Source organism: Psychroflexus salinarum (assembly GCF_042677225.1).
In the GTDB taxonomy this organism is placed as follows: domain Bacteria; phylum Bacteroidota; class Bacteroidia; order Flavobacteriales; family Flavobacteriaceae; genus Psychroflexus; species Psychroflexus salinarum.
On record NZ_JBHTIV010000005.1, the window covers coordinates 252,643 to 276,377 of the forward strand.

Below are 23,735 nucleotides of genomic sequence, written 5' to 3' on the forward strand. Positions count from 1 at the left end.
ATTGATGAGGTTCTTATTATTTATAATAAATATTTATCCTACTGCTTTTAGTTTTCTAAGACTTGTTTTTTCTAGAGCTTTTTCAGCATAAGATTTAGTCACTTTAAGCTCTGTTTCATCACCTTCAGGCATATCAAACATAGCATCGGTCAATATAGCTTCACAAAGTGAACGCAATCCTCTGGCGCCAAGCTTGTATTCTAAAGCTTTGGTGACAATAAAGTCTAAAGCCCCATCCGTAATTTGAAAATTGATATTATCCATTTCAAATAACTTCTGATACTGCTTGATGATCGCATTTTTAGGCTCTGTCAAAATCAGTCGTAAAGTATCTTTATCAAGCGGATCCATATACGTCAGTACAGGTAAACGACCTATGATCTCAGGAATAAGTCCGTAATCTTTAAGGTCTTTAGGTATGATGTACTGGAGGATATTTTCCTTGTCTACACTTTCGCCTAACTTAGAAGCTCCATAACCTACCGCCTGCATGTTCAATCGTTTGGAGATGTTTTTTTCAATCCCATCAAACGCACCACCAGCGATAAATAAGATATTCTCGGTATTGACCTCTATAAATTTCTGATCTGGATGCTTTCTTCCTCCTTTTGGCGGAACATTTACTGTAGTGCCTTCCAGAAGTTTTAGTAAAGCCTGCTGAACACCTTCTCCACTCACATCTCTTGTTATCGATGGATTATCACTTTTACGAGCAATTTTGTCAATCTCATCGATAAACACAATTCCGTGTTCTGCTTTTTCAACATTATAATCTGCTGCAGCCAAAAGTTTGGTTAAGATAGTTTCCACATCTTCTCCTACATATCCAGCTTCAGTTAAAACTGTAGCATCTACAATGGCCAAAGGCACATTCAACATTCTGGCAATAGTTTTGGCCACTAATGTTTTACCTGTACCCGTCTGACCAGCCATAATGATATTACTCTTTTGAATTTCTATATCATCTTTGGAAGTTGGCTGCAATAAACGTTTGTAATGATTATACACAGCTACAGACATCACTTTTTTGGTTTGGTCCTGTCCTATAACATATTGATCCAAGAAATCTTTGATCGCCTTTGGCTTTCTCAACTTCAATTCTGAAGTTAATTCCTCGGTGCTATCCTGCTTGGATTCTTCTAAAACAATTCCATGAGCCTGTTCTATGCATCGGTCGCAAATATGGGCATCCAAGCCTGCTATGAGCAGGTTGGTTTCTGCTTTTTTACGTCCGCAAAACGAACATTCTAACTCTTCTTTTGCCATAATTTACTCTCTTGTCAATAATTCATCGATCATTCCATATTCTTTAGCAGCTTCTGCTTTCATCCAGAAATCTCTATCACCATCTTTATAAACGGTGTCGTAAGATTTGCCTGAATGCTTAGAAATGATTTTGTAAAGCTCCTCTTTTAAAAGAACTATTTGTTTTGCAGTAATTTCTATATCATCTGCCTGGCCTTGAGCTCCTCCCATTGGCTGGTGAATCATCACTCTAGAATGTGGCAGACCACTACGTTTTCCAGCTGTTCCAGCACAAAGCAAAACTGCGCCCATAGATGCTGCGATCCCCGTATTGATAGTCGCTACATCAGGTTTGATAAATTGCATTGTATCATAAATTCCAAGTCCGGCATAAACGCTACCACCTGGAGAATTGATATAAATCTGAATATCTTTTGAAGAGTCTGTACTCTCTAGAAATAATAACTGAGCCTGGATGATATTCGCTACTTGATCATTGATAGGTGTTCCTAAAAAGATAATTCTATCCATCATCAATCTAGAAAAAACGTCCATAGCCACAGCATTCATCTGACGCTCTTCAATAATATTTGGCGTCATCGCCGTAGGAATCATGCTAGTGATAACCTTATCGTAATAATTGGCATTGACACCGTGATCCTTTGTGGCAAACTTTTTAAATTCTTTATCTATTTTCATAGTATCCTCTCTATTTTAAAACGAATATAGCTTGAAGCTAAACACTAGAGTTGTCCTTTTACTAAATGTTAACTTCAAGCTATAAGCTTTATCTTTATATGTTGAATTGATTTACTTGTAAATCTTGTCGACAAACTCTTTATAAGTTACATCTTTTTCTTCAACTTTCATTTGGTCTTTATACAACTGAAGTAATTTTTGAACCATTACTTCTTCAGAAAATTGTCTTACTTGTTCTTCGTTGGACATCAAATTCTGAATGATACCATCCATTTGGTCTTCAGGAAAATCCATTTGACCAAACTGCTGCATTTGCATTTTTATTTTCTCTTTAGCTACTTTTTTAATGTCTTCAACTTCAATTTTGATATCGTTTTTCTTTGCTATTTGAGCTTCGATCAATTGATACTTGATTCCTTTTTCACTTTTGGAGTATTCTTCTTTAGCCTCCTCTGGAGAAAGTTGCTTTTCGCCCTGAGTTTGCAACCACTTCTGAAGAAACTCTGCAGGCAATTCCATGTCTGCTTTTTCAATCAAATGTTCTGTTACATCGTTGAAAAATTGCTGATCACCTTGTTGTTTGAACGTTTCTTTAGATTGCTCTGCTATTTTCTCTCTGGCTTCTTTTTCTGAAGTGACTTCGCCTTCACCAAAAGCTTTATCAAATAACTCCTGATTAAGTTCAGCTAAAATTTGTTCGTTGATTTCCTTGATAGTAAATGTAAGATCTACTTTAAGACCTTCTACTTTATCTTTCTCAAGACCTAAGTGTCTAGCTAGAGTTTCATCATCTTTGAAAAGCTTATTTGACTTTAATGTGACTTGATCGCCAACTTTAGCCCCTAAAAGTTCTTTTTTGTTGGTTTTCCCGTCGATATCCTCTACTTTGAACGTAGCTTCATTATCAATCCCTTCCTCTTCATTATGGAAAGTCCCGACAACGGTATAATCCTCTTTAACCTCTTCCTGAGTTACCAGTTTCCCGTACTGACGCTGAATTGTTTTGATTTGATTGTCAATCATTTCTTCGTCTGCAGAAATATTGTAGTAAGTCACAGGTCCTTCACCTTCTAAATTCACATCAAATTCTGGAGCAAGTCCTAATTCAAATTCGAAAGTATAGTTATCTGACTCCCAATTAAGGTCGTCCTGAGGTTTAGGAAGTGGATTTCCTAAAATATCAATCTTTTCTTCCGTGATATAAGAATTTAAAGATTCTTGTAGTATTTTATTAACTTCATCTACCAGAACAGCCTGACCATATTGCTTTTTGATCATTCCCATAGGAACCATGCCTTTTCTAAAGCCTGGGATGTTGGCAGTTCTACGATAGTCTTTAAGTACCTTTTCTACCTTAGGACTATAGTCTTCTTTTTCAATGTTAATTTTGACTATAGAATTCAGTTGATCTTTGTCTTCTCTCGTTATATTCATTCTAAAGGATTATTTTTTAAAAGTGCAAAATTACAATTTATTTCACTGCTTACCAAGTTTTTATAAACTGGCTAACTCTTCTAAACCTTAAATAAATCAAAAGAATTTATTCATTTTGATCATCTATAGATTTTGAATCTTGTTTTAGTTTAATAAACATAATAACATCAAAAATGAAATGCGCAGCCATTGCTGCATAGATGTCAAAATATAAAGTAAGGTAACCAAATCCTGCAGAAACAAAAATCAGAAAGAAACCGTAAATAGATTTCCTTAAGTCACTCAAAACAATATAGCCATGAAGAATGACAAACAAAATAGCTGTCCACCATAAACCCAGTAAAGGCTGGAGTGCTCCTCTGAATAATATTTCCTCTCCAACTCCAGCACAAAACGAATAGAACAGTATATCTGTCCAGTGAAGCTCCATCCCTTTGAATAGTTTTGCATAAAACGTATTTGTCTCTTGTAACTGTGGTAATTTAAGAAGCAAAATACCTGCTAAGGCTCCAACAGCCCCAAAAGCTAATCCAACAGGAACAGACAAAAACAAATTGTCATATTTAAACATGTCGAAATACTGAACAGTCTCAGAAAACAAAAGAATAAAATAAGCAATACCACTAAATCCGAATAGAGTAAATACGGATAAGCCAAACATGGCTTTTTTGGATAATCCCATAAGTTGTTCTATTTATCTTCTTTCAGATCGTTCTGCTACGGAAAAAATAAGTGATTGCAAGAAAGACAATAAAATACTAAACAATACAGCCCACCAGAACCCATTTACATTGAAACCACTTACAAGCCAATCTGCCATCAAAATGATAAGCGCATTAATGACCAATAAAAACAGACCAAAGGTTACGACTGTTACGGGAAGAGTGAGAACTAGTAAAATTGGTTTTACAAAAATGTTTAATAAAGCTAAAATAGCAGCTACAACTATAGCTGTAAAAAAGCCGTCCACCTGCACACCACCTAATATGTTGGATAATACAAGAACAATTATACCTGTAAGTATGATTTGTAATAGAGTTTTCATCGGTTGAGGTTTTTGTTGAGTACCAAAAGTAAAAAAACTGCTTCAATAAATCTATTGAAGCAGTTTTTTAAGATTATGAAGTCTTATTTAATTAACGTTGTCGCTTAATGTTATTGTCCCATAAGAACCTACTTTGACTTCTGGTAAATTTGAACCATAGGTTAGGTTAATAGCTCTTAGAGTTTCGTTTGCTACTAAAGCATATCCGCGAGGTGTCAAATGAACACCATCTAATGAAAACCCACCTCCAGTTACAAAATCTGAAGTTATAACTCCACCAGGAAAGCTTACCCCCTGACTAACGTCTTGTAGCAATCCATCAGCATCAACAAAAGCCAAACCGTTGGCTTGAGCTAAACCTTGGATTGTAGCGTTATAAGATAGTCTAGCTGTAGTAATAGCTTGTAATTCACTTGAATCTAAAGCATCTTTATCATCAATTCCACTAACTGCTCCTAATACAAGCTGAGCCTGAGCTGGTGTTGGTGAACCCCCTTGCTGAAGAAGACCTAACACTTGCATTACTTCAGGAGTAAGAACAACTGAACCATAGCCTTGAGCCAGAGCACCTTGATCGATAGTTAGCAATAACAATTCATTAGGTTGCATTTGTCTAAAACCGAGTGGGTTGGCTTGAGTTACTGGAACATCTATAATAAAACGGTTAGGGCCTTCATTGAATGTGATCGCATATTGTGCCGCAAGAGCCTGCGCTTGTGCTGGCGGGACACCTTGTTGAATTAGTCCCTGGGTGAAAATGCCAGCAACAGCCTGGAAGAATCCGGTTAAATTTGCTGCAGTTGGTGCGTCAAGTACTAAAGCATTATTAGGTACAGTTGTAAAAAACGGTATGTCAGTTACATTTGGAATGTTATAAACCACACCCCCAGAAGCTGAAGCCGTTAAATTTCCAATCAATTCACTGTAAACCCCAGCGAATACATTTGGATCTGTAATATCGTTTGACGCATAAGTGGACGGATCTAAATTTCCAGTTTGATCTACCCCAGTTCCACCGCTAGTAGCATATCCTAAAATATCATTGTTACCTATCCATAAGGAAAAGAATGAAGGACTCTGTGCTACTGCATCTGCTAAAACTGTAGTATTATCTGAAGAAGAAAATCTTACAAAATAGGGATTTGCCTGGCTTGGCAAGCCAGCCACATTTCCATATCCAGGAGCTAGCAGGTGAAAACTTTTAGCACCAGGAACTCCCATGTTATTAAATGAACCAGAAAGTTTGTTTGTAATTTCAGTCTGTGGATCTCCTGCCAATGGCATTGGAGGAATTACAGGCTGTCCTGCATTAGAAGATAAAACCAGTCTGTTATTGGCTATTTGATTGCCATTCAATTTTAGTCCTCCAAGGTTATCTGCCATCAGCGGCTGAGTGAATTCTCCACCACCAACAAGTTCAAACTGGCCTGACAAAATATTGGGATAAGAATTCTCCTGCCCCTGGACGTAGAGAGCGTTATCTGCATATCCAGCTGTAAGTGAATTTCCTAAAGCAACATAGTTTGAAAAATCTGCTTCACCAGAAGTATAAACTTCATTATCCTCGATAGCTTCATCTAACTCAGGCTCACAAGCGATAAGTCCAAAAGCCAGAAACGGTAAGTATTTTATATAGTTTTTCATTGTTTTCAATTATAGTTTATAAGTTACTCCAATACCAGGTAAAAATGCATTGGACTTGTAAGTTCCTTCAAAAGGAACACTTTGTCCATTTTCCACGTAAGAATCGTAAGAAGCATCTACCTCTTGGAATCTTACATATAAAAATGAAGCGTCAATCGCTAACCTCTCTGAAACCTGGAAAGAAAGCCCTGCAGTGAACCCATTCGCATCATTTCTAGGAGTTTCAGGCGCGAAAAAGCCTGCTTGAACAGGGGATTCATCAAAATAATATCCCGCTCTTAAGGTTAATCTGTCTGTAGCAACATATTGGGCACCAAATCTATAAATAGAAGCATTTTTGTAATTTCTTGGATTAACAGAAGTCGCAACATTAGGGTTTGCAAAATCAATATCTAAAGAATTATAAACTTCCCAAAAAGCTCTCTGGTAATCGAAAGCAAATAACCACTTTTCGTTCATTTCGTATGCAAAGCCAATGGTTAACTCAGCCGGCATTGGAAGAGTAGCGTCAAATGCTGTTGTTCCATTTTGAGGTGTTAGCGTAGAATTTGGAAAATTACTAAAGGTAGCTTCTCCTGCTTCAGCATTCAGAAGTATTTCGGATTTATAATTGAATCCAATTCTAAGTTCTTCCACAGGTGTAAACATAAAACTAGCGCTCCAGCCGGTGTTTGTTACTCCAGAATCATCAACTGTTATATTGGATCTATTCCCCTGTTCATCTGTAAGAGTACGGTTTGCATTCCTGTTGAAATTGACATTACCTGTTACAAATATAGGTCCACCACCAATACTAAAATGTTCTGATAGTTTAATAGATACTAAAGGCTGTATATAAATCGCCGCAAGATCAATGTCATTGACTAAGTGAGAACCTGGCCAATTTCTCTCCCACTCTACAGAACTTCCGTAAGGGGTTGAAACCGATAAGCCAAGACTCATCCATTCATTAACTTTATATGCAGCGTGAAAATAAAATGGAGTCCCTGGATCTTGTTGGGTCTCTGCAAACTGTCCTGTAGATGTGTTTTGCCACTTTACATTTGAAAAAACACCTGTTATACCAGCGGATACAGTAAATTTATCCTCCAAGTACACTAAACCGGACGGATTAAAAAAAGCAGTTTCAGCACTATTGACCACACCAACACCGGCATGACCCATCGCCAGAGCCCTTTGGCCTTGAGCTGCTACTCTATAACCTCCCGCGTAAGCCGTAGCTGAAGCTAGCATTAGAAATAAACCTGAAATCAAAAAGTTCTTCATATTGAATTTATTTAGTTATGAAATTCTAAAAATATGAATCAAATTTATCAATTATTAATAATTTGACAACATAAATTTAAAATATTATGCATGCATATTAAAAAAAATCTTGATTTATGATTTGAGCCAATCTAAAGATAGACTGAAGAATTCTTTCCTTTTTTCGGCATGAATCCAGTGTCCGGCATTCTCAATAGATTTAATTTTAAAATTTTCGAAATGAGAAGCTATATCAGATTTATCGCTTTCTTTTATATAATTGGATTTACCACCTTTTATAAATAAAGTTTCACCAGAATACTTAGCATTTTGAGGAAGTCCTTTTCCCACTTCTTCAATGTTTTGCTTCAAAGCCTTTAGGTTGAGTCTTAAATTAAGCACTTCCTGGGTTTTCCAGTACAAATTTTTAAGAAGAAATTGCCTTATAGGCTTTTCTGAAATATAATTTGCCAAAAGCTCATCTGCATCGGATCTTGAGGAAAGTTCCGCTTCAGAAATTTTAGTAAGACCGTCTAGTATTTGCTGGTGATGTGGAGCGTAATATTTTGGTGCAATATCTACAACTATTAATTTATTCACTTGATCAGGAAACATAGTTGCAAATCTCATAGCAGTTTTTCCTCCCATAGAATGGCCCATAATTGAGGCAGAATCAATACTTTTTTCTTCGAGATATTGTTTTAGGTCTTCTGCCAAAAGATCATAACTAAAAGCCTCGTCATGAGGACTTCTTCCATGATTTCTTTGGTCGACAAGGTGCACTTCAAAACCTTCTTTAGCATAAGAATTTGCCAATGTTTTCCAGTTATCACCCATACCCAGAAACCCGTGTAAGATTATGAGTGGCTGCCCTTCGCCTTTTACTTTTGAATGTAATTTCATGTGTTTATTTTATTGTTTTTTTAATGGTCACATGTAATCTTTGATGACTTAAACAATCATTATCCTGTGGATTAAAAGATTATTCTAATCATGTCGATTTCATCTAGCTTAATTTTTTGAGATAAGACTTGACTACAGATTCTAAGCCATCATATAGCGCTTCAGAAATAAGAGCATGACCTATTGAAACTTCATCTGCAAATGGGATTTTTTCAGCAAAAAACTCGATGTTATCTAGTGACAAATCATGCCCGGCATTAATTCCTAAACCTAAACGTTTTGCTTCTTCAGCACATTTCACATAGGGTTGTATGGCCTGCTCTTTGTTTTTTGAAAATCCTTGAGCGTAGGCTTCTGTATAAAGCTCTATGCGATCTGTACCAACTTCTGCCGCACCTTTCACCATAGAAATATCAGGGTCTACAAAAATGGAAGTTCTAATTCCGTGAGCTTTAAAATCTGAAACAACTTTTTTCAAGAAGTCCTTATGTTTAATAGTATCCCAACCTGCATTGGAAGTAAGCACATCTTCAGCATCTGGTACTAAAGTCACCTGAGTTGGTTTTGTTTCTAAAACCAAATCTATAAACGTTTGATTTGGATTACCTTCTATATTAAACTCAGTAGTGACTACTTTTGTTAAATCTCTTACATCTGCATATCTGATGTGACGTTCATCTGGTCTTGGGTGAACTGTAATCCCCTGAGCTCCGAAAGACTCCAGACGCTCTGCTGCTTCTACTACATTAGGTGTATTCCCTCCTCTGGCGTTTCTTAAAGTTGCGATTTTATTAATATTAACACTAAGTCTTATCATTGTTAGTTTTTAAACAAAAATACAATCAAAAGAAAGACTTTGCTTGTATTTTATGTATTTTGCAGTAAAAGATGATTTTATGATTTGGCAAAATTTTATAGACCAAACTTTAAAACCTATACAGGTTTCAGATACTATTTCAGAAATTAAATTAGCCTTCAAAGCTTCAAAATTTAATCATCTGCCCGTTTTCAAAAAGGAAGTTTTCAAAGGAAGCGTTCATATCGATGATCTTTTGGACTTAGAGCCAACATCTTCCCTTTCAGATTTCAACTATTTATTGGAAGTATTTTATGTAGAGAGTCATAAAACTAACTTGGATCTTATCCATGAATTTGCAAATCATCAAACCAACCTGCTTCCTATTCTGGACCAAGACAAAAAATACTTAGGAGTCATAAAACTGGAAGATACATTAGACCTCTTTGGAGAAAGTCCATTTGTAGCAAATGAAGGTGAGGTGATGATATTAAGGAAAGAAAAAAGCAAATTTGCCTTTAGTGAAGTTGCTCAGCTTATTGAAACTTTGAATGCCAGAGTTTCAGGAATGTATGTAAGTAAGCTTTCTGAAGAATTTGTAGAAATAACTGTCAAAGTGGAACATCAAGGCATCAACGAAATCCTGCAAACTTTCCGAAGGTATGAATATCAAATAGTCAGCGAACATCCTGAAGATCTTTTCGCTGAAGATCTTAAAGAACACTCAGATTATCTTAATAAATACTTAGACATATAATTTATGGTGAATTGTGTCGCAATTTTTGGTCAGTCTTTTTATCCTGAAACTGAAAAATATCTCATTCAGTTATTAGATGTTTTAGAGGAAAATCATATTAATATAACCATAGAAAAAGAGTATTCCAGATTACTTAAAGAGGAGAAACTAGTAGGTAATTTAGAAAAATTTTCAACTTTTGAAAATTTAGACAAATCTGTTGATTTGTTTTTCACTATTGGTGGAGATGGTACCATTTTATCTGCATCGAAATTCATCAAGAACCTCGACATTCCTATTATAGGGATAAACACAGGAAGGCTAGGATTCCTGGCAACGATTCATAAAGATGAAATCAAAAAGAGTATTGAAGAAATTCTTTCTGGAAATTACAAGGTCTCCGAGCGTTCATTGCTAGAAGTAAGGCTTGAGTCTGAAGACAAAATATTAGGCAATTTCCCTTTTGCTCTAAACGACGTAGCTATCAGCAGAAAAGAAACAACCTCAATGATCACTATAGAAACTTGGCTAAATGATGAGTTTCTAAATTCATATTGGTCAGATGGGATCATCATATCTACCCCTACTGGTTCAACTGGTTATTCGCTAAGTTGTGGCGGACCTATCGTTACACCTCAAACCAAGAGTTTTATTATCACCCCTATTGCACCTCACAACCTTAATGCTAGACCACTTGTCATACCAGATGATTTGGAAATAAAACTAAAAATTTCTGGAAGAGAAGATCAATATTTAATTTCTTTGGACTCAAGATTAGCTAGTTTAAACAAAGACACTATCGTACGTATTAAAAAAGCAGATTTCAAAATTAAACTCGTTTGGCTTCATAGCGATAGTTTTATTACTACTCTAAGGAAAAAGCTGTTATGGGGACAAGATAAACGTAACTAAAACAATAAATCCTACCTAAAAGTGTTTGTAGGAGACAGATAAATAAAAATAAAATTCATTAAGTCCGATATTTTTATATTTGCAAACTTTTGAAACGCCATGAGATATATTCTTGTAAGCATTTATTTATGTTTTGGAATCAGCTTAGCTAATGCACAAACCTATGAAGCAGGCTTGGTCTTTGGAGGCACAAATTTTGTTGGTGATGTGGGCTCATCGTCTTTCATTAATCCTAAAGATTATTCCAGCCAGGATAAAGTTTCTTATGGAGCCATTTTAAAATGGAATCGAAGCCCAAGGCATGCTTTTCGCTTCACCGCAATGAAAATAAATACTTTCGGAAGTGACTTCAGGTCGGATGAACCAAGGAAACAAAACCGAGGTTATACGTTTGAGACTGATATTACTGAACTCTCTTTAGGTCTTGAATTTAATTTTTTTGAGTGGGATCTGCATGAATTGAAACGTCCATTAATTACTCCTTATTTGTATACTGGCCCTACTTATTTCTTTACAAATGAATTTTATTTAGACAGAGGACAGCTTGTAGAAGGAAATTCTACTTCAAATTTTGCCATACCACTTATCATTGGCGTAAAAGGAACCTTAAGCAGACACTGGGTATTGGCTGCAGAATTTGGTGCCAGATACACCCTTACAGATAATCTTGACGGAAGTGCGCCAGATGAAATAAACAGTCTAACAATTTATCCTACCTTTGGAAATTCAAATATGAACGATTGGTACATTTTTTCAGGAATAACGCTTACTTATACCTTTGGTCGTAAGCCTTGTTACTGCAATTTTTAGTGAATGGATTATAAGTCAAATATTATAGTAGAGAGGTTACCTAAACACATTGCCATCATCATGGATGGTAATGGCCGTTGGGCAAAAAAGCAAGGTTTATTGCGAGTGCGAGGTCATGAAAAGGGGACTAAGGCTGTGAGAGAAACGGTTGAGGGTTGTGCAGAGCTTGGTGTTGAAAATTTAACCCTTTATGCTTTTTCTACAGAAAACTGGAACCGACCAAAGTTAGAAGTTCAGACACTTATGAAACTTCTTGTCTCATCTTTAAAAGAAGAAATAAAAACTTTACAAGACAACAAAATAAAGCTTCAAGCCATCGGTTGTATTAATAATTTACCTTCCAAAGCCAGAAAGGAGCTCAACGAGGTTATTGAAAAAACTGCTCACAATGACCACATGACTCTCACTCTTGCATTGAGTTATGGCTCTAGAGAAGAGTTAACCCATGTTGTGAAGGTAATAAGTGAAAAGGTAAAAAATAACATAATAGATTCAGAAAGTATTGATGAATCTACAATAAATAAGCATCTTTACACCCAAAATTTGCCAGATGTAGATATCATGATTCGCACGAGCGGTGAGCAACGGATTAGTAATTTTTTACTATGGCAAATGGCCTATGCAGAATTATATTTTACAGATGTTCTTTGGCCAGATTTCAGAAAAGATAACCTTTTTGAAGCAATTTACGAATATCAAAAAAGAGAAAGAAGATTTGGAAAAACAAGTGAACAACTCTAAGTACTCCTTATTGTTTGCTAGAGCAACTAGAAGTATATCTGTTCTAGCGATTATATTATTTAGCACACTTACAAGTGCTCAAAACTCACCACTAGAGGCCGCCGGCAAAAAATATACTCTTGGAGAAATAGAAGTCATTGGCTCTACTAGCTACAACGAGCAAACTGTAATTGCTTTTACCGGGCTCAAAAAAGGTGATGAGATCTATATTCCTGGAGATAAAATAAGTAAAGTTTTAAAAAAGCTTTGGGATCTTGATTTGTTTAGTGACATCAACTTTTATCTTAAAAATGTGGATGGAGATACTGCAGATTTACAATTAGAAATAGTTGAAGTCCCAAAACTTAATGATGTAAAAGTTCGAGGCGTAAAAAAACGTAAAAGATCTGAAATTGTAAAAGATAATAAATTACAAAAAAACACGAAGGTCACAGAAAACTTTATCATTAATCTGCGTAACAACATTCAAGATAAGTATAAAGAGAAAGGATTTCTTAACGCGAAGGCAAGAATCAATACTACTCCTGTTGTAGACACCACTTCAACAGATAATCTGGTAGATATGACCGTCAATATTGAGAGAGGAGATAAAGTAAAGATAAGCTCTATCAATATTGAAGGAAACGAGCAGTTTTCAGACTGGAAGGTTAAACGTATGATGAAGAAAACTAAAGAGAAATTTTTCTTAAGATTCTGGAAGCGCTCCAAGTTTGTTGAAGACGAATATGAGGCCGATAAAAAGAGGATTGTCAAAAAATTTAAAGAAAAAGGTTATAGAGACGCACGAATAGTGAGCGATTCTATTACTGTGAAATCTGATACAGATATTGCTATAAATCTTAAAGTGAAAGAAGGAGACAGATATTACTTTGGAAATATCGAATTCCTTGGAAATTCTGCTTACAGCGATGCTCAACTTAATCAGTTAATGGGAATTCGTAAAGGCGATCCTTACAATGGGACTATTTTACAAAATAAAATTGCGAATAATGAAAAACCAGACGCAGATGATATTACAAATTTATATCAAAACAACGGCTATTTATTCTCAAATATAACCCCTGTAGAAACAAAAATTTACAACGACACAATTGATTTTGAAATCAGAATTAACGAAGGAAAGATCGCCTACTTCAACGAGATTCTGGTTACAGGAAACGACAAGACCAATGATAATGTCATCTTCAGAAATTTAAGGACACGTCCAGGACAGCAATATAGCAAGCAAGACGTGATGAATACCATTCGTGAACTCGGACAACTCGGGTTTTTCAACGCTGAAAATCTTGAGCCAAAGTTTGAGAATGTGGATCCTCAGTCTGGAACTTTAGACTTGCATTATATTGTAGAAGAACAAGGAAGTAGCCAGATTGAACTACAAGGTGGTTACGGTGGTGGTGGTTTCATCGGAACTCTTGGACTAAGATTCAATAATTTTTCTATCAAGAACATATTCAATAAGGAGGCATACAAACCAGTTCCAATGGGTGATGGGCAATCGCTTTCGCTTAGAGCACAAGCAAGTATCGCTTTCCAGAACTACAGTTTATCCTTTGTTGAGCCTTGGCTTGGAGGAAAAAAACCGGTACAGCTCTCTGTATCTTTATCTCAAACCATTCAGTTCTTATTTAATCCATTAACAAGAAGGGCAGATAACGATAGAAGTTTTACAATATCAGGAATCAACGTAGGTTTTGCAAAACGTCTGAGAGAACCAGATCAAAACTTTACTCTATCTACAGCAATTGGTTATCAGAATTTTCAATTGAATAATTATAATATTGGTTTATTTAGATTCCCAAATGGGCAATCCAACAATCTCTCCTTTACAGTAGGATTAAACAGAAACAATACTTTTACAAATCCTATATTCCCAATGGGTGGATCTGAATTTGATTTCTCTGTTAAATTCACCCTGCCTTACTCTGCTTTCAACGATGTAGATTATGGGCAGCTTAGAACTGAAAGAAATGAAGCTCTGGCAAACAACGATGCTGAAGCGCTAGCAGATATAGATCAACAAAGATTTAATTGGCTAGAATTTTACAAAGTTAAATTTAGCGGAGATTGGTATAATAATTTGTTTGATAAATTAGTTTTACGAACAAAGTTCGAATATGGGTTTTTAGGAGCTTACAACAATGACAGAGGCATTCCGCCTTTTGAAAGATTTTTCTTAGGAGGTGATGGCCTTGCTGGATTTGCACTAGATGGTCGTGAGATCGTTGCGTTGAGAGGTTACCCAAATCAATCGATCCTTCCAAGATCTAGAACTGTAGGAGGAGAGGAAAGTTTTAACGATGGTGCTTCTATATATAATAAGTACACGATGGAATTGAGATATCCAATCACATTGAAGCCTTCGGCATCTATTTACGGACTTGCATTCTTGGAAGGTGGTGCTACTTTCGATCAGTTTAAAGATTTCACTCCATTTGAAATGAGTCGTTCTGCCGGTGCAGGTTTACGAATATTCATGCCTGCATTTGGTCTGCTTGGTATTGACTTTGGATATGGATTTGATCCGATACCAGGATCGAATACCGGTGCAAATGGATGGGAAACTCATTTTATCATTGGACAACAATTTTAAAGTTGGCATAGTTTTTAATACATTAGAGTTATGAAGTTATTTAAATATGTTTTATTCCTAAGTTTTTTCACTTTTTCGATGGTTGGTCAAAGTGGTTTAAAGATTGCTTATGTAGACATCGACTACGTCTTAGACAAGCTCCCGGAATATAAGCAGGCTTCAAATCAACTAGATATGAAAGCTCAGCAATGGAGAACGGAAATTGAAAGCAAGCAAAACGAAATAGATGACTTGAAAGCTGAACTAGAAAACGAAAGACCTCTTCTTACAGCTGAACTTGTTCAAGACATGGAAGATGAAATTAGTTATTTAGAGAATAAATTATTAGAATATCGTAATAAACGCTTTGGAGTTTCTGGTGATTTTATCGTTCAGAAAAGACAATTGATTCAACCCATACAAGATCAAATTTTCAATGCTATTCAAGAAATTGGAGAAAGTAGAGATTATGATTTTATTTTTGAAAACTCTGCAGAAACTTTACTTTTGTTTTCTGCCAGAAGACATGATTTAAGTGAAGTCATTTTAAAGTTAATAAATAGAAATTCCAGAGGTGCGGGAATAGAGACCGCTGATGTGATTGAAGAACTAGATGATTATAAATCTGTTGGAAAGGCAGAAGAGGACGAAATTAAGGAGGAAGAAAAAGCGCTTAAGGAGGAAGAGCGAAAGAGCGAAAGAGAAGCTTTAATTGATGAGCGCCAAAGAAAGAGGGATTCACTTAGAGAAGCCAGACAGAAACAATTTGAAGAGCGAAGAGCCAGAATACTAAAACAAAGAGAAGAACAACAAAGAGAAAGAGACTCTATAAGAAACGCAAGAGAAAACAATAAATCATAATCACTAAATTAAAATTAAGAATGAAAACTTTGAAAACAATTGTAATAGCCTTGGTATTGTCTTTTGGATTGATGGCAACCACAAATGCACAATCTAAAATTGCACACATAAACTCTCAAGAGTTTGTACAAAATTTACCAAGTTATAAGTCTGTAATGACAGAGTTAGACCAACGCGAAAAAACATATCGTAAAGAAATAGACGACTTGTTGAAGGAAGCGCAAAAAACCAATGAGCGTTACCAAAGAGAAGCAGGTACTAAAACAGAAGAAGAAAATCAAAAAAGAGCTATGGAGCTTCAGGAAATGCAACAATCTATCATGGAGTATAGACAAACTGCATCTGAAGATCTTCAGAAAAAACAAGAAGAGCTGATGAGACCTGTTTTAGAAAGAGCTAGAAATGTAATTCAAGAAGTGGCTAGAGCTAAAGGTTATGACTATGTTCTTGATTCTTCAATTGGAGCTGGAGTATTGATGGCAGACGGTTACGACTTGATGGCTGATGCAAAAGCTGCTATAGGAGAGTAATTCCATTTACTCATAATTCATAGAAAAAGACCATCTTTGTGATGGTCTTTTTTATTTGATATGTCCCAACAACCAATTGTTTTATTTGATTCTGGCGTAGGAGGAACTTCTATTTTGAAAGAGGTAGTTAAGCTTTTACCTCATGAAGATTTCATCTATCTGGCCGATAGTAAAAACGCACCATATGGTATACGAACACCTCAAGAGATTATAGATTTAAGTGTGAAAAACACAGAACTAGCTTTAAGCATGAAGGCTAAATTGATAGTAGTAGCTTGTAACACTGCTACAACCAATGCTATTTTTTACTTAAGATCAAAATATAAACTTCCATTTATAGGAATAGAGCCCGCAATAAAACCAGCAGCATTAAATTCAGAAGTCAAAAGCGTTGGTATTTTAGCCACTAAAGGAACGCTAAGTAGTGAATTGTTTAAACAGACCTCTGAAGCTTTTACACAAGGCATTGATGTCATAGAAGTTATTGGTAAAGGAATAGTTGAAGCAGTTGAAGGTGGCTGGACGGCAGAAGAAAAGTTTATTGAACAATTGAAAGAACAGCTACATCCTTTTATAAACGAAAACATAGACTATCTAGTTTTGGGTTGTACTCATTTTCCTTACATCATACCTCAACTCAAACAAATTCTACCACCTCATGTGAAAATTATAGATTCTGGCAGAGCGGTCGCTAAACAAACTGAGGCTATTTTAGAGAAGAATAAACTGAAAACTTCTTTTAGGGGAAAGGGAAGAGTTCAAATTTATTCCAATGCAGATAATATATTTCATATAAAAAAACTTATCGAAGAAATCCCGAATGCGAAAGTGAGTCGAAAAGATTTTTAATAATTCACCGCTGGGCAAATACACTTTTGTCGTTTTCTGTTTTCTCCAAAGTCGTAACCAAGAGTTATCTGATGAAATCCACTTGTAGAAATCACTTCGGAAAAAGCTTGATGAGAATAGGTATAAGCCACCATAAACCTATTATAATTGAAACCAACAAAAGGAGAGATGTATTGAAGGTTTTGAGATTGAGTTTGAGCTCCTGAGACTGTAAATTTTAATCCATCTAGAGCTCTTCTATATGAAACTCCACCCCAAACCTGACCAACATTAAGCTGATAATAAGCTTTAGCATTTAAATCAACATTAGATTGATTAATTGCTTCTCTATATTGAAAAAACAAAGAAGGCTCAAAGAGCCAACGAGATTGCAATGGAATAATCGTATAGCCTACTGAAGCTAGGTATTGTCGCTGATTATCAGGTTCTGAAAATTCAGAAAAAACTTTACGCTGTTGAGGCAACAGGTTTTTCAATGTAACATGTGCAAAGAAATCTAAAAAAAAATAAGAAACTCCGATATCTAAATTGAATCCCATTTCAGAATACTGAAGCCCATCAATTGCTGGGTCACCAGTCCCTAAGAGTTCACTTTGATCTAAATGATCCTGAATAATACCAGCACTTAGACCAAATGAAAGCTGATTGATATCTGCTGTAGATCTGGAAAACATAAGGTGGTAAGCAAAGGTCGCAAAGGCTCCTTGCTGACTAAACCTACCATTAGAATCATTATAAAAAACTCCGCCCAGGCCTACTTTATCATTTATTCTTCCATTTACGCTCAGAGTTTGTAAACTGGGAGCGTCATTTACATCAAACCACTGCTGTCTGGCTGTGAGTCTCACTTTATTAAAGTTAGAAGCACCAGCCATAGAAGGGTGTACCAGATAGTAGTTATCTGTTAAATAATCAGAATAAATAGGCAAACTAAGTTCTTGAGAATATATCGAACTTGTAATTAATATAACAAAAAAACGTAGTATCAATAAAGATACTTTTTGAAAATTTATATATAAACCAAAATAGTCCAATTTGAGACTTTAAAATTAACTAACTCAAATATAACTTATTATTGATGTTTATTTTTAATTTTTGCTATAAATATTACGAATACTGCTTTTGTAAAAATTACTTTTATCGAAATTACTATTCCTAATAGAAACTCAAATCAAACATTTCTAGAGTTTTGTTTTGTAATTTTGCACAAAAATGTAGGATTATGTCGAATTACACCGTAGAAATAAAAACAACTAACAAACCTTCCATATTAAAGTTTGAATTCAATGAATTTCTAACTAAACAAAAAGGCTACGAATATCACAATATAGAAGAAGCTTCCAATTCCCCATTAGCCTCTCAGCTGTTTTACTTACCGTTTGTAAAAACAGTTTATATCTCCCAAAACTTTATCGCCATAGATAAATACAATATTATAGAGTGGGAAGATGTGCAAGATGAAGTAGCTGAGCAACTTCTAAAACACCTCAATGAAGGTGGAAAAATCGTAGAGGAAGAAGAGGCAGAGTCCACTAAGAAAATACCTGTTACTGTTTATGCAGAAAGCACACCGAATCCTTCAGTAATGAAATTTGTAGCTAATAAAAAACTGGTTTTGGAATCTGCTGAATTTAAAACCATAGATGATGCAGATCGCTCACCTTTGGCACAGAAATTATTTCATTTTCCCTTCGTGAAAGAGGTATTCATGGATGAGAATTACATCTCAATCAACAAATACGATATGGCCGAGTGGGACATGATCACAAACGAATTAAGAGGCTTCATCAAGACTTATATTGAAGAAGGTGGTCCCATCTTAAAAACGGGTTCTGTTTCAAAAGAGAAATCAGGAGACGCAACAAGTCCAAAAATTGACACCTCCAATCTTGATGATATCTCAAAGGAAATAGTACAAATTCTTGAAGAATACGTCAAGCCAGCTGTTGCGAGCGACGGGGGAAATATCGTTTTCAAGTCTTATAATAAAGAATCCAAGGATGTTGAAGTCATCTTACAAGGCGCCTGTAGTGGTTGTCCTTCTTCGACAATCACCCTGAAAAATGGCATCGAGACCATGCTCAAAGAAATGCTTCAAGGCAAAATCAATAATGTGGTAGCCTTTAATGGATAAAAAACCTTATCGTGTGATTTGGGCTATCCAAAGGATTAGAATTTGTCAGTTTGAGCGGAGTCGATAGTATTTAAAGTTACTAAATTCTTAACCCTCTAGACTCCGCTCGAGGAAACAGCTTTTATAATATCGCTTTTTAGGCAGTCTCGAAATGAGAAAGCTCAGAATGAGATTTACTTGAGGTCAAAACTATTTACAATCAACTCGGCGGTACGGCGACTCGCTCCCACTCCGCCGAGCTTAGTTTTTAAGTCTTTATAATCACTGAGCAAAGTTTTCCTTTTGGAAGAATCTAAAATTTTGTCTAACTCAATTTTAAGCTTTTTGGAAGTGAATTCATTTTGAATTAATTCTTTCACTACTTCTCTATCCATGATCAAATTCACCAAAGAGATATAATCAAGTTTTACGATTTGCTTAGCGATCAAATACGAAATCAAATTTCCTTTGTAGCAAACCACTTCCGGCACATCAAACAGAGCCGTTTCCAAGGTTGCAGTTCCGGATGTCACCAGCGCCGCATGAGATTTACTCAACAGATTATACGTGTCATTTTGAATTAATTTTACTTTGGAATCTGATACTATTGACTTATAAAATTCTTCATCCTGGCTTGGAGCTCCTGCTATCACAAATTGATATGACGGATAATTAGGAACTACTGAAAGCATCACGGTAAGCATTTTGGAAATTTCTTGTTTTCGGCTTCCTGGCAACAAGGCAATGATAGGTTTATCGTCCAATTGATGCTTGTGCTTGAAATCTTCAAAACTGATTTCTTTGCGCTTTTCGATCTGATCTAGTAATGGATGCCCTACAAAATGAACTTTAAAATCATGCTTTTCTTCATAAAAGTCTTTTTCAAAAGGGAGGATGACATACATGTGGTCAACATCTCTTTTGATGTCTTTGATTCTGTTTTCTTTCCAGGCCCAAATTTGAGGTGAGACATAATAATGCGTTGCAATACCTTGTCCTTTAGCCCATTTAGCAATTCTCATGTTGAAGCCTGGATAGTCGACAAAAATGATAGCGTCTGGTTGAAACCGAGAAACATCCTCTTTACAAATTTTAATGTTTTTCAATATCGTTTTCAGGTTAGTGATCACTTCCCAGAACCCCATAAAAGCAAGTTCCCTGTAGTGTTTTACTAGCGTTCCACCCACCTCTTGCATAAGATCACCTCCCCAGAATCTAAAGTCTGCAGAAGTATCTTTTTCCCGTATAGCTTGCATCAAGTTGGAAGCGTGAAGATCTCCAGAAGCTTCTCCAGCTATGATATAATATTTCATCTAATTTGTTTGCTAATATCTAAAAACGAAATTACGATAAAATAAACATTAGACCTTAAGCTTAGATGCAAGTTCATTCTTGAGTTCCTGTGGGATTTGCTACATTTGCAAAATCTTTTTAAGACAAAGAATTTATGATTCAATCCATGACTGGTTACGGAAAAAGCAAGCTAGAAATAGCTGGTAAAACTTTTACCGTCGAGATAAAATCTCTCAACAGCAAAAATTTAGATGCCAACGTAAGAATTCCTTCAGAATTTAGAGAGGTGGAACTTCCCATTAGAAACAAACTTTCGCAAAGCCTAAGCCGAGGAAAAGTGGATTTCTCTCTTCAGGTCGAAAAACATGAAGAAGAAAGCACTGCCAAAATCAATACTAAAGTCGTTGAAAATTACCTGAAACAACTTCAGCAGTTTCCATCATCAACCAACGGAGATTATAACCGTTTGCTTCAGATAGCAATGTCGATGCCTAATGCCTTAAGTTCAGAAAAGAATGAATTGGAAAAAGAAGATTCTGAAGCGGTATATCGGGTGTTAGGTTTGGCTTTAGAACAAATCAATACCTTCAGAACTGATGAAGGTAAAGTTTTGAAAGAAGACTTTGAACTTCGCATTCATAACCTAACGGAATTACTTTCAGAAATAAAATCCGTAGATCCTGAGCGCATTGAACACGTGAAAACGAGACTGAGAAAAGGAATTGAAGAGCTGAAAGAAAAAATAGATGAAAATCGATTTGAACAAGAATTGATCTACTACATTGAGAAATACGATATCACTGAGGAAAAAACAAGACTAGACAACCACTTATCTTATTTCATCAAAGCGCTGAATTCTTCAGATTCTAACGGAAAAAAACTCAATTTTATTTGCCAGGAAATCGGCAGGGAAATCAATACGATAGGAAGTAAATCCAACTTTGCTCCTATGCAAAAACTGGTAGTGCAAATGAAGGATGAGCTCGAGAAAATAAAAGAACAATTGCTTAACGTACTTTAAGTATGGACGACAAAAAACAAGGTAAACTTATTGTGTTTTCTGCACCATCTGGTTCTGGAAAAACAACGATTGTGAGACATCTCCTGAAGCAAGAAGATTTGAATTTAGAATTTTCAATTTCGGCGACTTCCAGAGCCCCTAGAGAAAATGAAGTGGATGGCAAGGATTATTATTTTATGGATTTGAAAGAATTCAAGTCTCACATCAAAAATGATGATTTCCTGGAGTGGGAGGAAGTTTACCGAGACAATTTTTACGGAACTTTAAATGCCGAAGTCGAGCGTATCTGGGCGATGGGAAAACATGTGGTTTTCGATATTGATGTAGTTGGCGGATTAGACATCAAAAGAATATATCCAGAGCAAACTTTGGCTGTTTTTGTAGAGCCACCTAGCATTGAAGAACTCAAAATCAGGCTTAAAAAGCGAAAAACTGAATCTGAGGATCGTATTGCCATGAGAGTTGCCAAAGCGTCTATTGAAATGGCCACTGCCCCACAGTTTGACCATATTATCGTCAATGAAGATTTGGAGACGGCACTTGATGAAGCCTATCATTTGGTCAAAAATTTTATCAAATGAAAAAAATAGGCTTATATTTTGGAACTTTCAATCCCTTTCATATTGGTCATTTGATTATTGCCAATCATTTAGCAGAGAACACAGATTTAGACGAAATCTGGCTTGTAACAACCCCTCAGAGCCCTTTCAAAAAGAAAAATAACCTACTAGATAATCATCACAGGTTTGAATTGGTATATCGTGCGACAGAAGGTTATGAAAAGCTGAAGCCATGTGATGTGGAGTTCAAATTACCACAGCCAAATTATACTTCCAAAACTTTGGCAGAGCTTAAAGATTCGCATCCAGATTTAAGTTTTGCATTGATTATGGGAGAAGATAACTTAGTGAATTTCCACAAATGGAAAAACTACGAGACAATTTTAGAACATCATGAAATCTATGTCTGTCCAAGGGCTACAAGATCTGAAATACCAGAGCAGTTTCAAAATCATCCAAAAATATTTGCCACAGATACTCCACTCATGGAAATTTCATCTACTTTGATTAGGAAAATGATAAAGTCTGGTAAAAATGTAACACCTCTACTTCAGCATAAAGTCTGGGAGTATATAGATGAGATGAATTTTTACAGGTAAGAGGACTAAAACTTTGTTAATCTGAGCTAAGAAACACTAATATTTATCAAGTTTTGAATCTATTGTAAATCACGATTAGATACAGACGACAAATTTTACAAACACAAAACATATGACAAATCCTAATCCAAATTTTGGTGTAATTGGCGGCGGAAGTTGGGCTACAGCTATCGTGAAAATGCTTTGTGAAAATGTTCCTGAGGTAAATTGGTACATGAGGAATCAGGAAGTCATAGACCATATTGAAAAAGAACATCACAACCCCAACTACCTTAGCGCGGTAGAGTTTAATCCTAAACAAATTAAATTATCTAGCGATATCAATAAGGTTGTTCAAGAATCAGATTTTTTGATTTTTGTTGTACCCTCAGCTTTTTTGAAAAAAGAGCTAGATAAGATCACAGTAGATATTTCAGATAAAATTATCTTCAGTGCTATTAAAGGAATTGTCCCGGAATCACAGCTCCTAGTGGGAGAACATTTCCATAAACAATACGACATTCCTTTTGATAGAATAGGCGTTATCACTGGGCCTTGCCACGCAGAAGAGGTAGCCTTGGAACGCTTATCTTATTTAACTATTGCTTGTGCTAAAGAAGATCATGCCACAACATTGGCTCAATTTCTAAGCAGTGATTACATAAAATGTAATGTGTCTGAAGATATTATAGGAACAGAATATGCCGCTGTGCTCAAAAATATTTATGCTATTGCTGCAGGAATTGCTCATGGCTTAGGGTATGGAGATAATTTCCAGAGTGTTCTTATGAGTAATGCTATACGAGAAATGAAACGCTTCATTAAAAAGCGTTACAAAATGAAACGAAACATCAATGATTCTGCTTACTTAGGAGACTTATTGGTTACTGGTTATTCCGTCTTTAGTCGCAATAGATATTTTGGAAACATGATTGGAAAAGGCTACACTGTAAAAAGTGCACAAATGGAAATGAGTATGGTTGCAGAGGGTTATTATGCCACCAATTCTGCTTACGAAATCAGTAAATCATTCGGTAATAAAAAGGCAAAAACACCCATCATAAACGCAGTTTACAAAGTTTTATACGAAGGAAAGAATCCCAAGAAAGTCTTCGAAAAATTAGCTGACAAGCTTAATTAATAAATTA

At 35.7% G+C, this 23,735-nt stretch carries 24 protein-coding genes; 13 read left to right on the plus strand and 11 right to left on the minus strand.

The features are described from left to right. Positions 1-33 precede the first annotated feature (33 nt). From clpX to ACFQ0R_RS03350, 9 genes are all read right to left on the minus strand, one after another. Positions 34-1,266, minus strand: coding sequence for an ATP-dependent Clp protease ATP-binding subunit ClpX (gene clpX / locus ACFQ0R_RS03310; protein WP_379656952.1), 1,233 nt, complete (start codon positions 1,264-1,266; stop codon positions 34-36). A 3-nt stretch (positions 1,267-1,269) separates the two neighbouring features. Then, entirely contained in the window at positions 1,270-1,944 is a 675-nt protein-coding gene (locus ACFQ0R_RS03315; protein WP_379656953.1) for an ATP-dependent Clp protease proteolytic subunit, read from the minus strand. A 111-nt stretch (positions 1,945-2,055) separates the two neighbouring features. Beyond that, complete coding sequence (tig, locus tag ACFQ0R_RS03320; protein WP_379656954.1) at positions 2,056-3,378, minus strand: trigger factor; 1,323 nt, start codon at positions 3,376-3,378, stop codon at positions 2,056-2,058. Between the two features lie 106 nt (positions 3,379-3,484). Then, positions 3,485-4,060 carry a CPBP family intramembrane glutamic endopeptidase gene (locus ACFQ0R_RS03325; protein WP_379656955.1) on the minus strand — a complete coding sequence of 192 codons (576 nt, stop codon included), beginning with the start codon at positions 4,058-4,060 and terminating at the stop codon, positions 3,485-3,487. Positions 4,061-4,072: 12 nt separating this feature from the next. Next, positions 4,073-4,423, minus strand: a complete 351-nt coding sequence (locus ACFQ0R_RS03330) for a phage holin family protein (RefSeq protein WP_379656956.1) — start codon at positions 4,421-4,423, stop codon at positions 4,073-4,075. A gap of 87 nt (positions 4,424-4,510) precedes the next feature. After that, positions 4,511-6,067, minus strand: coding sequence for a G-D-S-L family lipolytic protein (locus ACFQ0R_RS03335; RefSeq protein WP_379656957.1), 1,557 nt, complete (start codon positions 6,065-6,067; stop codon positions 4,511-4,513). A 9-nt stretch (positions 6,068-6,076) separates the two neighbouring features. Then, on the minus strand, positions 6,077-7,333 hold the full coding sequence (locus tag ACFQ0R_RS03340; protein WP_379656958.1) for an OmpP1/FadL family transporter: 1,257 nt from the start codon (positions 7,331-7,333) through the stop codon (positions 6,077-6,079). A 114-nt stretch (positions 7,334-7,447) separates the two neighbouring features. Next, positions 7,448-8,215, minus strand: coding sequence for an alpha/beta fold hydrolase (locus ACFQ0R_RS03345; RefSeq protein WP_379656959.1), 768 nt, complete (start codon positions 8,213-8,215; stop codon positions 7,448-7,450). A 103-nt stretch (positions 8,216-8,318) separates the two neighbouring features. Continuing rightward, a complete protein-coding gene (locus tag ACFQ0R_RS03350) occupies positions 8,319-9,032 on the minus strand; it encodes a pyridoxine 5'-phosphate synthase (protein ID WP_379656960.1) in 714 nt (237 codons plus the stop codon). Between the two features lie 52 nt (positions 9,033-9,084). Here ACFQ0R_RS03350 and ACFQ0R_RS03355 point away from each other — a divergent pair, with 52 nt between their 5' ends. The 8 genes from ACFQ0R_RS03355 to murI all read left to right on the plus strand — a co-directional run bounded on the left by ACFQ0R_RS03355 (position 9,085) and on the right by murI (position 17,022). Next, entirely contained in the window at positions 9,085-9,768 is a 684-nt protein-coding gene (locus tag ACFQ0R_RS03355; RefSeq protein WP_379656961.1) for a CBS domain-containing protein, read from the plus strand. Positions 9,769-9,771: 3 nt separating this feature from the next. After that, positions 9,772-10,659: an NAD kinase gene (locus tag ACFQ0R_RS03360; protein WP_379656962.1), complete on the plus strand. Its 888-nt coding sequence runs from the start codon at positions 9,772-9,774 to the stop codon at positions 10,657-10,659. 99 nt (positions 10,660-10,758) lie between these two features. Beyond that, complete coding sequence (gene porG / locus ACFQ0R_RS03365; protein WP_379656963.1) at positions 10,759-11,469, plus strand: type IX secretion system protein PorG; 711 nt, start codon at positions 10,759-10,761, stop codon at positions 11,467-11,469. Between the two features lie 3 nt (positions 11,470-11,472). Continuing rightward, positions 11,473-12,210 carry an isoprenyl transferase gene (locus tag ACFQ0R_RS03370; protein ID WP_379656964.1) on the plus strand — a complete coding sequence of 246 codons (738 nt, stop codon included), beginning with the start codon at positions 11,473-11,475 and terminating at the stop codon, positions 12,208-12,210. Next, complete coding sequence (locus ACFQ0R_RS03375; protein WP_379656965.1) at positions 12,146-14,803, plus strand: BamA/OMP85 family outer membrane protein; 2,658 nt, start codon at positions 12,146-12,148, stop codon at positions 14,801-14,803. The genes ACFQ0R_RS03370 and ACFQ0R_RS03375 overlap by 65 nt, the downstream gene beginning before the upstream one ends. A 30-nt stretch (positions 14,804-14,833) precedes the next feature. Further along, entirely contained in the window at positions 14,834-15,643 is an 810-nt protein-coding gene (locus ACFQ0R_RS03380; RefSeq protein ID WP_379656966.1) for an OmpH family outer membrane protein, read from the plus strand. Between the two features lie 20 nt (positions 15,644-15,663). Further along, entirely contained in the window at positions 15,664-16,173 is a 510-nt protein-coding gene (locus tag ACFQ0R_RS03385) for an OmpH family outer membrane protein (RefSeq protein WP_379656967.1), read from the plus strand. Between the two features lie 60 nt (positions 16,174-16,233). Beyond that, on the plus strand, positions 16,234-17,022 hold the full coding sequence (gene murI / locus ACFQ0R_RS03390) for a glutamate racemase (protein ID WP_379656968.1): 789 nt from the start codon (positions 16,234-16,236) through the stop codon (positions 17,020-17,022). Here the strand turns inward: murI and ACFQ0R_RS03395 are convergent. After that, the gene (locus tag ACFQ0R_RS03395; protein WP_449314339.1) at positions 17,019-18,056 is read right to left on the minus strand and encodes a PorP/SprF family type IX secretion system membrane protein; all 1,038 of its coding nucleotides are present in this window, start codon (positions 18,054-18,056) and stop codon (positions 17,019-17,021) included. The two genes, murI and ACFQ0R_RS03395, sit on opposite strands and share 4 nt — an antisense overlap. Before the next feature lie 188 nt (positions 18,057-18,244). On the opposite strand from ACFQ0R_RS03395, the gene ACFQ0R_RS03400 reads away from it, so the two are divergent. Beyond that, entirely contained in the window at positions 18,245-19,156 is a 912-nt protein-coding gene (locus ACFQ0R_RS03400) for a NifU family protein (RefSeq protein WP_379656970.1), read from the plus strand. Between the two features lie 173 nt (positions 19,157-19,329). Here the strand turns inward: ACFQ0R_RS03400 and lpxB are convergent, their stop codons facing one another. Beyond that, positions 19,330-20,448, minus strand: coding sequence for a lipid-A-disaccharide synthase (gene lpxB, locus ACFQ0R_RS03405; protein ID WP_379656971.1), 1,119 nt, complete (start codon positions 20,446-20,448; stop codon positions 19,330-19,332). A 134-nt stretch (positions 20,449-20,582) separates the two neighbouring features. Between lpxB and ACFQ0R_RS03410 the strand changes: the two genes are divergently transcribed. The 4 genes from ACFQ0R_RS03410 to ACFQ0R_RS03425 all read left to right on the plus strand — a co-directional run bounded on the left by ACFQ0R_RS03410 (position 20,583) and on the right by ACFQ0R_RS03425 (position 23,728). Then, complete coding sequence (locus ACFQ0R_RS03410; RefSeq protein ID WP_379656972.1) at positions 20,583-21,449, plus strand: YicC/YloC family endoribonuclease; 867 nt, start codon at positions 20,583-20,585, stop codon at positions 21,447-21,449. Between the two features lie 2 nt (positions 21,450-21,451). Next, positions 21,452-22,030 (plus strand): guanylate kinase, encoded by a 579-nt coding sequence (gene gmk / locus ACFQ0R_RS03415; protein ID WP_379656973.1) that lies wholly within the window; start codon positions 21,452-21,454, stop codon positions 22,028-22,030. Beyond that, a complete protein-coding gene (gene nadD / locus ACFQ0R_RS03420; RefSeq protein ID WP_379656974.1) occupies positions 22,027-22,608 on the plus strand; it encodes a nicotinate (nicotinamide) nucleotide adenylyltransferase in 582 nt (193 codons plus the stop codon). The genes gmk and nadD overlap by 4 nt, the downstream gene beginning before the upstream one ends. Before the next feature lie 112 nt (positions 22,609-22,720). Next, complete coding sequence (locus ACFQ0R_RS03425) at positions 22,721-23,728, plus strand: NAD(P)H-dependent glycerol-3-phosphate dehydrogenase (RefSeq protein ID WP_379656975.1); 1,008 nt, start codon at positions 22,721-22,723, stop codon at positions 23,726-23,728. Positions 23,729-23,735: the final 7 nt, after the last annotated feature.

What these genes read in the sequence shown, in the direction of transcription:
- clpX (WP_379656952.1), bottom strand. Translation starts at nt 1,266, where the DNA reads ATGGCAAAAGAAGAGTTAGAATGTTCGTTTTGCGGACGTAAAAAAGCA.
- ACFQ0R_RS03315 (WP_379656953.1), bottom strand. Translation starts at nt 1,944, where the DNA reads ATGAAAATAGATAAAGAATTTAAAAAGTTTGCCACAAAGGATCACGGT.
- tig (WP_379656954.1), bottom strand. Translation starts at nt 3,378, where the DNA reads ATGAATATAACGAGAGAAGACAAAGATCAACTGAATTCTATAGTCAAA.
- ACFQ0R_RS03325 (WP_379656955.1), bottom strand. Translation starts at nt 4,060, where the DNA reads ATGGGATTATCCAAAAAAGCCATGTTTGGCTTATCCGTATTTACTCTA.
- ACFQ0R_RS03330 (WP_379656956.1), bottom strand. Translation starts at nt 4,423, where the DNA reads ATGAAAACTCTATTACAAATCATACTTACAGGTATAATTGTTCTTGTA.
- ACFQ0R_RS03335 (WP_379656957.1), bottom strand. Translation starts at nt 6,067, where the DNA reads ATGAAAAACTATATAAAATACTTACCGTTTCTGGCTTTTGGACTTATC.
- ACFQ0R_RS03340 (WP_379656958.1), bottom strand. Translation starts at nt 7,333, where the DNA reads ATGAAGAACTTTTTGATTTCAGGTTTATTTCTAATGCTAGCTTCAGCT.
- ACFQ0R_RS03345 (WP_379656959.1), bottom strand. Translation starts at nt 8,215, where the DNA reads ATGAAATTACATTCAAAAGTAAAAGGCGAAGGGCAGCCACTCATAATC.
- ACFQ0R_RS03350 (WP_379656960.1), bottom strand. Translation starts at nt 9,032, where the DNA reads ATGATAAGACTTAGTGTTAATATTAATAAAATCGCAACTTTAAGAAAC.
- ACFQ0R_RS03355 (WP_379656961.1), top strand. Translation starts at nt 9,085, where the DNA reads ATGTATTTTGCAGTAAAAGATGATTTTATGATTTGGCAAAATTTTATA.
- ACFQ0R_RS03360 (WP_379656962.1), top strand. Translation starts at nt 9,772, where the DNA reads ATGGTGAATTGTGTCGCAATTTTTGGTCAGTCTTTTTATCCTGAAACT.
- porG (WP_379656963.1), top strand. Translation starts at nt 10,759, where the DNA reads ATGAGATATATTCTTGTAAGCATTTATTTATGTTTTGGAATCAGCTTA.
- ACFQ0R_RS03370 (WP_379656964.1), top strand. Translation starts at nt 11,473, where the DNA reads ATGGATTATAAGTCAAATATTATAGTAGAGAGGTTACCTAAACACATT.
- ACFQ0R_RS03380 (WP_379656966.1), top strand. Translation starts at nt 14,834, where the DNA reads ATGAAGTTATTTAAATATGTTTTATTCCTAAGTTTTTTCACTTTTTCG.
- ACFQ0R_RS03385 (WP_379656967.1), top strand. Translation starts at nt 15,664, where the DNA reads ATGAAAACTTTGAAAACAATTGTAATAGCCTTGGTATTGTCTTTTGGA.
- murI (WP_379656968.1), top strand. Translation starts at nt 16,234, where the DNA reads ATGTCCCAACAACCAATTGTTTTATTTGATTCTGGCGTAGGAGGAACT.
- ACFQ0R_RS03400 (WP_379656970.1), top strand. Translation starts at nt 18,245, where the DNA reads ATGTCGAATTACACCGTAGAAATAAAAACAACTAACAAACCTTCCATA.
- lpxB (WP_379656971.1), bottom strand. Translation starts at nt 20,448, where the DNA reads ATGAAATATTATATCATAGCTGGAGAAGCTTCTGGAGATCTTCACGCT.
- ACFQ0R_RS03410 (WP_379656972.1), top strand. Translation starts at nt 20,583, where the DNA reads ATGATTCAATCCATGACTGGTTACGGAAAAAGCAAGCTAGAAATAGCT.
- gmk (WP_379656973.1), top strand. Translation starts at nt 21,452, where the DNA reads ATGGACGACAAAAAACAAGGTAAACTTATTGTGTTTTCTGCACCATCT.
- nadD (WP_379656974.1), top strand. Translation starts at nt 22,027, where the DNA reads ATGAAAAAAATAGGCTTATATTTTGGAACTTTCAATCCCTTTCATATT.
- ACFQ0R_RS03425 (WP_379656975.1), top strand. Translation starts at nt 22,721, where the DNA reads ATGACAAATCCTAATCCAAATTTTGGTGTAATTGGCGGCGGAAGTTGG.